Source organism: Amycolatopsis sp. NPDC114503, from assembly GCF_055633655.1.
Window position 1 is genome coordinate 494,471 of the sequence record NZ_JBVKDT010000001.1, and the last position, 12,458, is coordinate 506,928.

12 protein-coding genes are annotated in these 12,458 nt (G+C 68.4%); 7 read left to right on the forward strand and 5 right to left on the reverse strand.

The genetic code is table 11. The features are described 5' to 3' along the window. Nucleotides 1-18 precede the first annotated feature (18 nt). Nucleotides 19-471 (reverse strand): DUF6918 family protein, encoded by a 453-nt coding sequence (locus ACZ7OI_RS02475; RefSeq protein ID WP_116206128.1) that lies wholly within the window; start codon nucleotides 469-471, stop codon nucleotides 19-21. A gap of 140 nt (nucleotides 472-611) precedes the next feature. Then, a complete protein-coding gene (locus ACZ7OI_RS02480) occupies nucleotides 612-1,139 on the reverse strand; it encodes a DUF2020 domain-containing protein (RefSeq protein ID WP_470262451.1) in 528 nt (175 codons plus the stop codon). Nucleotides 1,140-1,235: 96 nt separating this feature from the next. On the opposite strand from ACZ7OI_RS02480, the gene ACZ7OI_RS02485 reads away from it, so the two are divergent. Further along, nucleotides 1,236-1,907, forward strand: a complete 672-nt coding sequence (locus tag ACZ7OI_RS02485) for a hypothetical protein (RefSeq protein ID WP_470262452.1) — start codon at nucleotides 1,236-1,238, stop codon at nucleotides 1,905-1,907. A 1-nt stretch (nucleotide 1,908) separates the two neighbouring features. Then, a complete protein-coding gene (locus ACZ7OI_RS02490) occupies nucleotides 1,909-2,547 on the forward strand; it encodes a pyridoxine/pyridoxamine 5'-phosphate oxidase (protein ID WP_470262453.1) in 639 nt (212 codons plus the stop codon). Here the strand turns inward: ACZ7OI_RS02490 and ACZ7OI_RS02495 are convergent. After that, entirely contained in the window at nucleotides 2,544-3,428 is an 885-nt protein-coding gene (locus ACZ7OI_RS02495) for a hypothetical protein (RefSeq protein WP_470263425.1), read from the reverse strand. The two genes, ACZ7OI_RS02490 and ACZ7OI_RS02495, sit on opposite strands and share 4 nt — an antisense overlap. A 107-nt stretch (nucleotides 3,429-3,535) precedes the next feature. Here ACZ7OI_RS02495 and ACZ7OI_RS02500 point away from each other — a divergent pair, with 107 nt between their 5' ends. From ACZ7OI_RS02500 to ACZ7OI_RS02510, 3 genes are read left to right on the forward strand one after another with little or no spacing between them, the layout of a single operon-like run. Next, nucleotides 3,536-3,979: a helix-turn-helix transcriptional regulator gene (locus ACZ7OI_RS02500; protein WP_009085513.1), complete on the forward strand. Its 444-nt coding sequence runs from the start codon at nucleotides 3,536-3,538 to the stop codon at nucleotides 3,977-3,979. 10 nt (nucleotides 3,980-3,989) lie between these two features. Next, nucleotides 3,990-4,400 (forward strand): VOC family protein, encoded by a 411-nt coding sequence (locus ACZ7OI_RS02505; RefSeq protein WP_470262454.1) that lies wholly within the window; start codon nucleotides 3,990-3,992, stop codon nucleotides 4,398-4,400. A gap of 45 nt (nucleotides 4,401-4,445) precedes the next feature. Continuing rightward, on the forward strand, nucleotides 4,446-6,830 hold the full coding sequence (locus ACZ7OI_RS02510; RefSeq protein WP_470262455.1) for an ATP-binding cassette domain-containing protein: 2,385 nt from the start codon (nucleotides 4,446-4,448) through the stop codon (nucleotides 6,828-6,830). On the opposite strand, the gene ACZ7OI_RS02515 is transcribed toward ACZ7OI_RS02510, so the two are convergent. Continuing rightward, complete coding sequence (locus ACZ7OI_RS02515) at nucleotides 6,827-8,242, reverse strand: amidase (RefSeq protein WP_470262456.1); 1,416 nt, start codon at nucleotides 8,240-8,242, stop codon at nucleotides 6,827-6,829. The two genes, ACZ7OI_RS02510 and ACZ7OI_RS02515, sit on opposite strands and share 4 nt — an antisense overlap. Nucleotides 8,243-8,331: 89 nt before the next feature. Here ACZ7OI_RS02515 and ACZ7OI_RS02520 point away from each other — a divergent pair, with 89 nt between their 5' ends. Continuing rightward, nucleotides 8,332-9,150, forward strand: coding sequence for an AraC family transcriptional regulator (locus ACZ7OI_RS02520; RefSeq protein WP_470262457.1), 819 nt, complete (start codon nucleotides 8,332-8,334; stop codon nucleotides 9,148-9,150). A gap of 22 nt (nucleotides 9,151-9,172) precedes the next feature. Continuing rightward, nucleotides 9,173-10,372 (forward strand): glycosyltransferase 87 family protein, encoded by a 1,200-nt coding sequence (locus tag ACZ7OI_RS02525; RefSeq protein WP_470262458.1) that lies wholly within the window; start codon nucleotides 9,173-9,175, stop codon nucleotides 10,370-10,372. Here the strand turns inward: ACZ7OI_RS02525 and ACZ7OI_RS02530 are convergent. Beyond that, nucleotides 10,354-12,408, reverse strand: a complete 2,055-nt coding sequence (locus ACZ7OI_RS02530) for a HelD family protein (RefSeq protein ID WP_470262459.1) — start codon at nucleotides 12,406-12,408, stop codon at nucleotides 10,354-10,356. The two genes, ACZ7OI_RS02525 and ACZ7OI_RS02530, sit on opposite strands and share 19 nt — an antisense overlap. Nucleotides 12,409-12,458 lie beyond the last annotated feature (50 nt).

Consider the following 12,458-nt stretch of genomic DNA (forward strand, 5'->3'; position numbering starts at 1 on the left):
TGCTGTCGCTCAGTCGGTTCAGACCGCGGCGGCGTGCTTGTCGATCAGCTGGCCCAGACGGGGCAGCGCCTCTTCGACGTTCTTCTTGCCGTTCGGGCGCAGCTTCGAGTAGACCTTCTTGATGCTGTCGCGGCTGCTGCGGTCCGCACGGCTGTCGGTAACCCCGAGCAGCGCGTCCGAAGCCTCGTCCGAGCGGCTGGTCAGGTACGCGCCGAAGTCGTTGCCGCCCTTCGCGCGGTAGTCGCCGTAGAACGGCTCGAGGGCGCCGGCGAAGTCGTCCAGCAGGCTGTCGACCGCGGACGGGATGATGCCCGGCTTGATCTTCTTGACGGCGGCGAAGCCGGTCTTCACGACCGCGCCCGAGACCCCGCCCTTGTCGGAGACCTCGGCGTCCACGAGCTCTCCGAGGTCGGTGACCACGCTGGGGCGACGGCTCGAGTCGAGCAGGATTTCCTTGAGGGTGTCAGCCACGAATCTGTCCTTGTCGTCGAAAAGGGGTAACCAAGTATTCGGTGCCGGACGGGCACCCGCCGCGCGAGTGTTGGGGGGACTGCGCGTGCTGCTTAGAGTAATACAAGATCAACTTCACTCACCCGTGCGGAGCCCGTTACTCAGAGCTTCAGGGCAGCGATAGCCTTTTTCGCCACTGTGCGTGCTTTGATGCTCTGCTTCTGGTTGCTCGTCACGATGACGGCGGCCTCGCCCTTCGCGACGGCGTAGACCACCCCGTCGCCCGCGGGCTGGTAGCCGCCCTTCCAGCCCGCCGGATCCGAAGCCGGATTCGAGGTGTCGACCGGCGCGGCCTTGTTGACCAGCGCGGTCGCGACGTCGCTCTTGCCCACGTACACCCGCACGGTCAGCTGGACGCTGCCGTCCGGGCGGTAGAAAAAGCAGGTCGGATGCGGTTCGTCGTCGGACACGCTCACCTTGGTGACGTGCTGTCCGTTCGCGTCCTGCACCGTCTCGTTCGACAGGTACGGGCACTCCGCGGTGCGCGCGGGCTGCGGATCGGGCGGCAGCCCCGCCGACGCCGACGCGGAGCTTGCCGGCGCCGAAGACGGAGTCTCCTTCGCCGGGCTCGACGGATTGCAGCCGGCGAGCAGGACCAGGGCTGGGGCGAGAACGAGAAGTCGGCGCATGGCGGGCACAGTCAACCATGCCCGGTGAAGTCCGCGCGAAGGGCGGCGCGTGCGACGATTGCCGCGGATTCCGCTCAGCCCGGGGAGGTCGCGGACGTGCTCACGCCCGAGCAGTACCTGCAGGTGGTCGCCGAACGCGTGGTGCGCAGCGGCGGCAGGCTCAACACCGTCCAGATCGGACCGGTGACCGCCGCGGTCGGCCTGTTCACCGAGTCGATCATGTTGTCCACGATGAACTACTGCGTCGTGGCTGGGGCTTATCCGGAGGTCGACGCGGCGACGCTGCACCAGTTCACCGGCATGGCCACCCAGCACGCCCGCGCCAACGTGCAGGGCACGATCGGCTGGACCGCCGCGTCGGTGGTGATCTGCGGGCTCGTCGGGCGCGTGCACCCGGACGCCGCGCAGCTGGCGAGCGCGAAGACGAGCAACCAGTTCGGCGGCGAAACCCGGATGGTCGCGGTGGATCCGTACGCGGGCATGACCTACGCCTTCACCGGCGGGAAGCTCTGGGGCGCGGCGATGCACGGCGCGATCAACGCGAAGCTGACGTTCTGTTTCCCGCAGCCTGCCGAGGCTTTCCAGCAGGTGCAGTGGCAGGCCCAGCAGGCTGCTTACCAGCAGCCCCCGCAACCGGGTCCCGGCGGCTTCCCCGGGCAGATTCCGTCCGGGCCGATGCCGCAAACCGGTCCCCCGCCCGCCGCGGGTCCGGCCGGGCCGCAGCCGCCGCATTACCCGCCGCCGGGGCAACCGCCGTACGGTCGGTGACATGGTCTCGTTGCGCGGCTGGCAGTCGTTTCCCGAACAGCTCCCGGAATTCGACCCGGACCGCACCCCGGAAACGCCCGAGGAGCTGTTCCTCGCCTGGCTGACCGAAGCAGGCGAACACGTGCTGGCCCCGCACGCCGTCACTCTGTCCACAGTGGACGCCGACGGCGCGCCGGACGCTCGCGTGGTCATCCTGAAGAACGTCGACGAGGGCGGCTGGGCGGTCGCGACGAGTTCGGAAAGCCCGAAGGGCCAGCAGCTGACGGCGAACCCGAGGGCGGCGTTGACGTTCTTCTGGCCCGGCCGCGGACGACAGGTGCGCGTGCGCGGTCTGGTGGTCCCGGCCGCGGCTGAGGTGTCCGCCGACGACTTCCTCGCTCGACCGCCGGCGTCGCGGGCCGAGGCGTACGTCGGGCATCAGTCGGAGGTGCTGTCGGACCCGGCGAAGCTGGTCGAAGCTGCCGAAGCGGCCGCGGATTGGGTGGCGGAAAACCCGGACGTGGCACCGGAAACGTGGACGCGCTACCTGATCCAGCCGGAATCGGTGGAGTTCTGGCAGGCCTCGCACGACCGGCGGCACGTCCGGCTCCGCTATCGCCGCGAACCCGCGGGCTGGGTCCGCGAACGCCTCTGGCCCTAGAGCCGCGAGTTGGCGCGCAGCTTGGAGATCGCCCCGACGGTGGCGTAGCCGCGCCATTCCAGCGCGGCCATCGGGGAGAAGCTGGCGAAGTCGACCGTCCAGCCGCCGTCGGGCTGCTGGCCCTGTTCCAGCCGGATCAGGTCCGCTTCGATGGCTTCCGGAGTGAACAGCCGCCGGGACGGGCCGGGCACCGGGCTGAAGTCCAGCGGACGCAGCACCTCGCCCTCGGAACCGCCTTGGACCGGGACGATCCCGTTGTCCGGCAGGAACCTCACCAGGCCAGTCAGCAGTTCGTCGGCTTCCGGATACCGGTCGTAGCAGGCGTCGAGCAGGTGGATCGCGAAGCTCAGCTCGATGACGTGCGGCATCTCGTCGAGGTCCCGGATCGCCCGCAGACACGTCTCGGTCGCCCGCGCGAGCCACGGATGCTCCGCGACCGCCTCGTCGTGTTCGGCGACCCGCCACGCCGCCGACGTGACGAACGCGGTGCTCTGCAACGAGAACGCCGTCGGATCGGCTCCGGTCCAAAAGGGAGCGCACGCGGTCGGGTCCGCGACCGGGAACGCGAACGGCAGCCCGCCGTCGGGGAACGACACCGACTCCAGCCAGTCGCACAACTGCGCCGCGTGCGGCGTGGTCACCGGCGCGATGTCGGCGAACATTTCGAAAGCGTGCAGCGCGCCGCCCGGCTGGCTTTCCGGCGCGCGCAGGTCCGGTTCCAGGCCCCAGCCGTAGCCGCCGTCCGGATTCCGGTAGGCCGCGACCGCCGCGAGCACCTCCTCGGCCCGCCCGTTTCCGTGCAGCAGCTCGAACCGCCGCTGGTCCAGCAATCGGCCGTGCCCGGCGAGGAACGGGGCGACGGCCTCCAATTTCACAGTCACCCGGAAACCGTCGCACGGGCGCGCCACGGCGGTCTTGAACGAATCGGCCACCAGCCCGAAAGAGCGGATTACTGGGACCGCGGCGATCGTCATGGCACGATTTCGGAGTGACCAGCAAACCGGACGACGCACAGCGATTGGCCGATCTCGCACGGTTGCGCCGGGTGCGCGACCGGATCGACCGCGAGTACGCGCGTCCCCTGGATGTGGAGGCGCTCGCGCGGAGCGTCAACGTATCCGCCGGGCACCTCAGCCGGCAGTTCCGCGCCGCTTACGGAGAGTCGCCGTATTCGTATCTGATGACCCGTCGCATCGAGCGCGCGATGGCGTTGCTGCGCCGAGGCGATCTGAGCGTCACCGAGGTGTGTTTCGAGGTCGGGTTCTCGTCGCTGGGAACGTTCAGCACCCGGTTTACCGAGCTGGTCGGGAAGCCGCCAAGCGTTTACCGCCAGGAGGAGACCGGGGCGACCGAGGGCATGGCGCCGTGCGTCGCGAAACAGGTCACGCGACCGATCAGGAATCGAGAAGCACCCCGTTCGGCGCGAACCTAGTGTGATCGGCATGGAGATGACCATTCACGCGAGCTTCCTCCCGCACACCGATCCGGAAGCGACGCTGACCTTTTACCGCGACGTCCTCGGCTTCGAGGTGCGCAACAACGTCAAGTACGGCGACATGGCCTGGATTACCGTCGGCCCGCCCGGACAGCCGGACACCTCGCTCGTGCTGCAGCCGGTCGCCGCGTTCCCCGGCCTCACCGACGACGAACGCCGGATGATCACCGAAATGATGGCCAAGGGCACCTACGCCGCGCTGAACCTGGCCACCAAGGACGTCGACGCGACCTTCAACCGGTTGCAGGCCAGCGACGCCGAGGTCGTGCAGGAGCCCACCGACCAGCCCTACGGCGTGCGCGACTGCTCTTTCCGCGACCCCGCCGGGAACCTGATCCGCATCCAGCAAGCGAGCTGAAGAAGTCCGAGCCGGACCTCTGGGGAAAGAAAACTGGGAGAGACGATGACCAAGGCCAAGGGGAAGACCACGCCCTCGCCGGAGCACGCCGCCGACAGCCATGACCTGATCCGCGTGCAGGGCGCCCGCGTGAACAACCTCAAGGACGTCAGCGTCGAACTCCCGAAGCGCCGGTTGACGGTGTTCACCGGAGTGTCCGGCTCGGGCAAAAGCTCGCTGGTGTTCAGCACGATCGCGGCGGAATCGCAGCGGCTGATCAACGAGACCTACAGCAGTTTCGTGCAGGGTTTCATGCCGACGCTGGCCCGGCCCGAGGTCGACGTGCTCGACGGGCTGACCACCGCGATCATCGTCGACCAGCAGCGGATGGGGGCCGATCCGCGCTCGACGGTCGGCACCGCCACCGACGCCAACGCGATGCTGCGGATCCTGTTCAGCAGGCTCGGCACGCCGCACATCGGGTCGTCGCAGGCGTTCTCGTTCAACGTCGCCTCGGTCAGCGGGGCGGGCGCGGTCACCGTGAAGCGCGCCGGCAAGGAGATCAAGGAACGGCGCAGCTTCAGCATCACCGGCGGCATGTGCCCGCGCTGCGAGGGCCGCGGTTCGATCAACGACATCGACCTTTCCCAGCTGTACGACGACACGAAATCGCTCGACGAGGGCGCGCTGACCATCCCCGGCTACACCCCGGGCGGCTGGAACTACCGGCTCTACAGCGGTTCCGGCCTGGTCGATCCCGCGAAGCCGATCCGCAAGTACACGAAGCGCGAGCTGCAGGACTTCCTGTACAAGGAACCGACGCGGATGAAGATCGAAGGCATCAACATGACCTACGAGGGTCTGGTGCTGAGGATCCAGAAGTCGTATCTGGCCAAGGACGTCGAGGCCATGCAGCCGCACATCCGCGCGTTCGTGGACCGGGCGGTCACCTTCGCGACGTGCCCGGAATGCGACGGGACGCGGCTGAGCGAACTGGCGCGGTCGTCGAAGATCGACGGGATGAGCATCGCCGACGTGTGCGCGATGCAGATCAGCGATCTCGCCGACTGGGTCGGGAAATTGTCCGAACCGTCGGTCGCTCCGCTGCTGAAATCGCTGCACGAGACGCTCGAATCGTTCGTGGAGATCGGTCTCGGCTATCTGTCGCTGGACCGGCCGGCGGGCACGTTGTCCGGCGGCGAGGCGCAGCGGGTGAAGATGGTCCGGCATCTCGGATCGTCGCTCACGGACGTCACGTATGTCTTCGACGAGCCCACCATCGGCCTGCACCCGCACGACATCCAGCGGATGAACGACCTGCTGCTCCGGTTGCGGGACAAGGGAAACACCGTCCTCGTCGTGGAGCACAAGCCGGAGGCGATCGCCATCGCCGACCACGTGGTCGACCTCGGACCGGGCGCGGGCACGAACGGCGGCACGGTGTGTTTCGAGGGGACTGTGGACGGTCTTCGCGCGAGCAAGACGTTGACTGGCAAGCACTTGGACGACCGCGCCTCGCTCAAGCCGTCGGTGCGGGAGCGCACGGGCGTGCTGGAAATCCGCGGCGCGAACACCCACAACCTGCAGGACGTCGACGTCGACATCCCGCTCGGCGTGCTGTGCGTGATCACCGGCGTCGCCGGATCGGGCAAAAGCTCGCTGATCCACGGGTCCATCCGGGAATCCGATGACGTGGTGTCGGTGGACCAGACCCCGATCCGCGGTTCGCGGCGGAGCAACCCGGCGACCTACACCGGGCTGCTCGAACCGATCCGCAAGGCCTTCGCCAAGGCCAACAACGTGAAGCCCGCGCTGTTCAGCGCCAACTCCGAGGGCGCGTGCCCGAACTGCAACGGCAACGGCGTCATCTACACCGACCTCGGGATGATGGCCGGGGTGGCCACCACCTGCGAGGTCTGCGAGGGCAAGCGGTTCGACGCCTCGGTGCTGGAGTACCGCTTCGGCGGACGGGACATCAGCGAGGTGCTCGCGATGTCGGTCGCCCAGGCCACCGCGTTCTTCGCCGACGGCGACGCGAAAACCCCGGCCGCGCACCGGATTCTCGAACGGATGGAGAAGGTCGGGCTCGGCTATCTAACCCTCGGCCAGCCGCTGACCACCCTGTCCGGCGGCGAGCGGCAACGGCTGAAGCTGGCGACGCACATGGGCGGAGGCGGCGGCGTGTACATCCTCGACGAGCCGACCACCGGCCTGCACCTCGCCGACGTGGAACAGCTGCTCGGGCTGCTGGACCACCTGGTCGAATCGGGCAAGTCGGTGATCGTCATCGAGCACCACCAGGCCGTGATGGCGCACGCCGACTGGATCATCGATCTCGGTCCCGGCGCCGGACACGACGGCGGCCAGGTGGTCTTCGAGGGGACGCCCGCCGAGCTGGTGAAGAAGAAGCGGACGCTGACCGGGAAGCACCTGGCCGCCTACGTCGGCTAGCCGAGGTCGAGCGGCGGCCGCCGGTCCGTCCAGGGAAGCGCCTGCTCCAGGGTGCGGGAGACCTGCAACAGCAGGTCCTCCCGCCAGGGCGCGGCGACCAGCTGGACGCCGACCGGCAGGCCGCTGGCGTCGTCGTGGTGCAGCGGAAGCGAGATCGCCGGCTGGCCGGTCACGTTGAACAGCGACGTGAAGACGCCCATCGGGTACGCGGCCACCACGGGGTTTCCGCTTGCTCGCCACGCGCCGACCTTCGGTGGCAGGCACGCCATGGTCGGCGTGACCAGCAGGTCGAAGCTGTCGGTGAAGGCCTCGACAATGCGTCGCGACAACACCTGGGTTTTGTGCACGCTCTCCGCGTAAGTCCAGGAATCGACTGACTTCGCGGCTTCGCGCTGTGCCCGGTTATGCGGTTCGACGCGGTCCGGGTCGACCAGCGGGATGCCTGCGCTGGCGATGTTCCAGACCTTCATGAACGTCGAGATCAGCTCCTCGGACGTCGGCAGCGGAAGCGGTTTGTCGACGATCTGGTGTCCGGCTTCTTCCAGCGCGCGGAGGGTTTTGTCGACCGCGGTCAGACAAGCCGGGTCGACGGTGATGCCGTCGATCAGCGAGGTGGTGAGAACGCCGATCCGCAGGCCAGCCGGCGGTTCTTTGGTCAGCGCTTGGGCAAGAGACCGCGTGGGCGTCGGCTGCGACCACCACGCGCCCGGGTCGTGCCGCGCGATGACGTCCAGTACCCCCGCGGTGTCGAGGAGCGTCCGGCTCACGACGCCGCTGGTCGCGAAGCCTTCGACCTCCACCACGGCGTTCGTGATCAAGCCGCGGGTCGGCTTCAGCCCGACAAGCCCGGTGCACGACGCCGGGATCCGGATCGAGCCGCCGCCGTCCTCCGCGTGCGCGACCGGAGCCATCCCGGCGATTACGGAGATCCCGGCGCCGCTGGACGAACCGCCGGGCGTGCGATCCGGGTCCCACGGGTTGCGCGAGATGCCCTGCGCCTCGCTTTCGGTGAACGGGACCGCTCCGAATTCCGACGTCGTGGTCTTGCCGAGCGGAAGGAAGCCCGCGTCGGCGAACCGCCGCACGATCGGATCCGACTTCGGCTGCGGAGCGCGGTCGGTGGCCAGCGAGCCGTAGGTGGTCGGCCAACCGGCGACGTTGGCGAGATCCTTGATCGGCAACGGGACCCCGTGGAACGGCGGCAGGTCCTCCGGCGGGCACTGGACTACCGCGTCGGCGGCGGCTCTCGCGGCGGCGCGGACCTCGTCGTCGGCGCGGAAGCAGAAGGCGTTGAACTTCGGATCCAGCTCGGCGATGCGGTCGAGATAGCAGTCGGCGACTTCGACCGGGCTCACCTCCTTCGCCCGGATAGCGGCAGCGACTTCGACGGCGGAGCTGAACGGATTGACCATGACGGATCCCCTTTCCGATGTCCGTTCAGCCTGGTCGAGGCCGATGTCGCCGGTCTTGGAGAAATGTCGCGCCGCCGTACGATGGCGGCATGCGACCAGCCGAGTGGGCTCGCGACGGGGCAGCGGTGTGGGGCATCGCCGTGCCGTCCCGGCCGAGCCGGTTGCCGGGCGTGCAGATGGCCGGGTTCGTCGGCGACACCGTCGACCTGGTCGACCTGACGGTGGTCCCCTACCCGGCGGTCACGCTGTTCCTCAACCTCCGCGAACGGCTGCTCGTCAACGACGTCGCTCGCGGCAGCGTCGTGGCCGGGCTCGCGCCGCAAGGGATGCGTGTCCGGGGACAAGACATCGAATGCATGCAGATCCGGCTGTCCCCCGAGGTCGCGCACTCGGTGCTCGGGACGGATCTGAGCGGCGAGGTCGTGTCCCTCGATGACGTCTGGCCGACCGAGCTGCCAGACCAGTTGCGCGCCATTAGTTCCTGGAACGACCGGTTTGCGCTGGTAGAAGCCGTGTTAGGAAAACGGTACGAGGCCGGTCGCACGGTCGACCCCGAAGTCGCCTTCGCCTGGCAGCGAATGGACTCGCACCACGGTCAGGTGCGGATCGAGCAGCTGGCCGACGAGACCGGATGGAGCCGGAAACGGCTGTGGTCCCGGTTCCGCGGCCAGCTCGGCTTGAGCCCGAAACGCGCCGCGCAGCTGGTTCGGTTTGACCACGCGGTGCACCGGCTCGCCGCTGGTGAAAGCCCGGCGTCGGTGGCGGCGGAGAGCGGTTACGTCGACCAGTCACACCTGCACCACGAGGTCAAAGCCTTCGCCGGGGTCACCCCCGCAGCCGCCGCGAACGCACCGTGGCTCGCGGTCGACGAAGTGGCCTGGTCCCGCCCCCGCTGCGCGAACGGGTGATCGCAGTAGGCATGATCGCGGAGTGACTTCCCTCCGGCCCCCCGCTGTCGCGCTGTGCCGGTGGCTAGACGACGCCGGCGCCCGCCGTCGGACGGTGTTCGCGCTGGTCATCGCCTCGGTGGCGGCGGCAGCGGTGATTCTGTGGCTCGTCTGCACGATGTGGCCGCTCGACCTGGAGATCTACCGCTCCGGCGCGCGGGCGCTGGCACAGGGCGAGGACGTCTACGGCCCGCTCCCGCCGACCCGCGCCGGACTGATCCTGCCGTTCATCTACCCGCCGTTCGCGGCCGTCGTGTTCCTGGTGTTCGCCGCGATGCCGTTGCCGCTGGGCGCGATCTTGATGCTCGCCGTCTCGCTGGCGGCGCTCTGCGGGACCGTCTACGTCGTGGTCCGGCCGCATGTCCGGCGGCGGACCGCGTTGCTGGCCGCGCTGCTGATCGGCGCCGGGTCGCTGGCCTTCGAACCGGTCCGCGAAACGATGTGGTTCGGGCAAATCAACCTGATTCTGATGGCGCTCGTGGTGATCGACTGCCTCGGCCCCCGGACCCGGCTGCCGCGCGGCGTCCTGCTGGGCCTCGCCGCCGCCATGAAGATCACCCCGGCCGGGTTCCTGCTGTTCTTCCTGCTGAAAAAGGACTTCCGCGCGGCCGTGACCACGGTGGTCACCTTCGTGCTCGCCGGCGTGGCCGGGTTCGTGATCGCGCCGGAAGCGTCGATGAAGTACTGGTTCGGCGGCGGGCTGACCGGCGCGTCCGGGATGAGCGGCTCGATTTTCGCGACGAACCAGACGATCCAGGGCGCGGTGCACCGGTTCGGGCTTCCCGATACCCCGACGCTGATCCTGGTCGCGGTGCTGACTTTGGCCGCGCTCGCGCTGACCGTCCCCGCGATGCTGCGCGCGGATCCGCCGATGGCGTTCCTGCTCAACACCGCCGCGATCCTGGTGTGCTCGCCGATTTCGTGGTCGCACCACTGGGTGTGGATCGTGCCCGCGATCGTGCTGTTCGCCGCTCGCGCGCACACCCGGATCGCGGTCGCCGGTTTGGCCGCGGTGGCCGCGATTTTCGTGATCGCACCGCATTCGTGGCTGCCGAAGAACGGGTACCTGGAGCTGTCCTGGGGTCCCGTCGAGCACCTGGTAGGCAACAGCTATTTGCTGTTAGCGCTGGGTTTTCTGGGCTGGCAGTTCTACTCGACGCGCCGTCACACCGCCGCGGTCTGAGCCAGCAACGGCTCCGGCAACTGGTCAGCGTGGAGGACGTGCAACGTGCTGACCGCCCGGGTGAGCGCGACGTACAACCGTTGCAGCCCACGCTCTTCCGCCGCCACAATGCGCGCCGGTTCGACCACCAGGACCGTGTCGTACTCCAGCCCCTTCGCCAAACTCACCGGTGCCAAGGTGATCCGCGCGGTCCCCTCGGTGCCCAACACCGCGTGGTCCAACCCGCGCTCGGCGAGAGCCTGGCTTAACTCCGGTACATCAGCGTCCGCAGCCAACAACCCGATCGACCCTTCTTGGACGAGCGCTTTCGCACAAGCGTCGACCGCAGCAGCGACCGTCTCGTCCGTTTCGGTCAGGTGCAAGGCGTCCGCGGAATGCCGGAATGACGTGGGACTGCGCAGCTCCGGCGCGATGTGCGGGAGCAGCCGAGCCGCGAAATCGAGGACGTCCGCCGGGACGCGGTAGCCGTGCGTGAGTTCCTCGATCCGCCCGCCGGGCCGGTCAAGATGGGTCAGCACCGTGGTCCACTCGCGGACCGCCGACGGACTGGTCGCCTGCGCGACGTCGCCGAGAACCGTGCACGCACCCGCCAACCTTCGCGCGATCGCCCGCAGATGCATCGGGCTGAGGTCTTGCGCCTCGTCCACCACGACGTGCCCGAGCTTCGCCGGACGCTCGACCAGCGCCGCGACCTCGTCGAGCAACGCCAGGTCGAGTGTCGACCAGGTCATCGCCTTACGACTGCGCGGCCGCGGCCGGATCAGCGCTTCCTGCTCCTCGGCGGTGAGGATTCCTTCAGCCGCTTCGGCAAGCGTCGTTCGATCGGTGAGCAGGTCATAGACCAACCGCGCAGGCTCAACCGCGGGCCACATGTCGCGGACCGCCTTGTTGATCGCGGCGTTGCGGCGAAGCTGATGCAGCGTCGCGCTCGTCCCGCCGGACCGCTCCATCTCCCGCAAGACCCGATGCGCGAGCCGCTGGGCCAGCAATTCGCGCCCCGCACTGTAATCCGCGCCGCGACTGAGGATTTCTCTCAATTCCTCGGCGATGTCCTCGGGATACAACCGCCAGGTCCGGTGCTGGTACTTGACCTCCAGCGTCCGGTCGACCGGTTGGATCCGCGCCCACAGCTGCCTCCGAACGACCTCCGCCATCCGGACGTCACCCTTGATCCGCGCCGTCCGCGGCTCGTCGACGTGCTCGGCCCGCAGTCCCGCTCCGGTCAGTTCGTCAATCGTGGCTTGGGAAACCGCCACCTCGCCGAGCGCCGGAAGCACGCCCGCGATGTAAGCGAGAAACGACCGGTTCGGCCCGATCACCGCCACCCCGCCAGCCTTCTGCAGCCGCACCCGCTCGGTGTAAAGCAGATATGCGAGCCGATGCAGCCCCACCGCCGTCTTGCCAGTCCCCGGCGCACCTTGAATGCACAACGTCCGATCCACCGGCGCCCGAACGAGCCGCATCTGGTCCGGCTGAATCGTGGCGACGATGTCCCGCATCGGCCCTTGCCGAGGCCGTTCGATCTCCGCGGTGAGCAGCCGGTTAGCCGACGACCCGGGCCGATCGAGCGGCTCGTCCTCGTACGCGCTGAGCACTCCGGCTTGGTCGAAACCGTACCGGCGCCGGACCCGCACGCCCATCGGATGATCGTGATCGGCTTCGTAAAACGCCCTGGCGAGCGGCGCCCGCCAATCGATCACCAGAGGTTCGCCGTCGTCGTCGCGAATTCCTCTGCGCCCCAGGTAAACCAGGTCATGCTCCGGCGACCGAGTATGCGACCCGCGCGCCGCCTCGTAGACCTCGCCCGGCGGATAGTCGAGACGGCCGAAGAAGAGCGGCGCCTCGTCGATATCCGCTAGCTCCTCGGCGATCTCGGTGCGAAACTGCCGGAGGACGTGGTTGAAGTACTTGTCGTCGACCGCGTCGCCCTCGCCCATCCCCGTCGCGATCGCGGTCTTGATCTCCTCCCGCATGCGGTCCAGTTCCGCGTGACAGGCCTGGAGATACTCGCGCTCCGCCCGGATCTCTGGTTCCACTCCCGCCCCCTGTTTCTTGACTAGGTTAAATATACAACTCAGTCAAGTTT

What these genes read in the sequence shown, in the direction of transcription:
- ACZ7OI_RS02490 (WP_470262453.1), top strand. Translation starts at nt 1,909, where the DNA reads ATGGTCTCGTTGCGCGGCTGGCAGTCGTTTCCCGAACAGCTCCCGGAA.
- ACZ7OI_RS02505 (WP_470262454.1), top strand. Translation starts at nt 3,990, where the DNA reads ATGGAGATGACCATTCACGCGAGCTTCCTCCCGCACACCGATCCGGAA.
- ACZ7OI_RS02480 (WP_470262451.1), bottom strand. Translation starts at nt 1,139, where the DNA reads ATGCGCCGACTTCTCGTTCTCGCCCCAGCCCTGGTCCTGCTCGCCGGC.
- ACZ7OI_RS02510 (WP_470262455.1), top strand. Translation starts at nt 4,446, where the DNA reads ATGACCAAGGCCAAGGGGAAGACCACGCCCTCGCCGGAGCACGCCGCC.
- ACZ7OI_RS02520 (WP_470262457.1), top strand. Translation starts at nt 8,332, where the DNA reads ATGCGACCAGCCGAGTGGGCTCGCGACGGGGCAGCGGTGTGGGGCATC.
- ACZ7OI_RS02515 (WP_470262456.1), bottom strand. Translation starts at nt 8,242, where the DNA reads ATGGTCAATCCGTTCAGCTCCGCCGTCGAAGTCGCTGCCGCTATCCGG.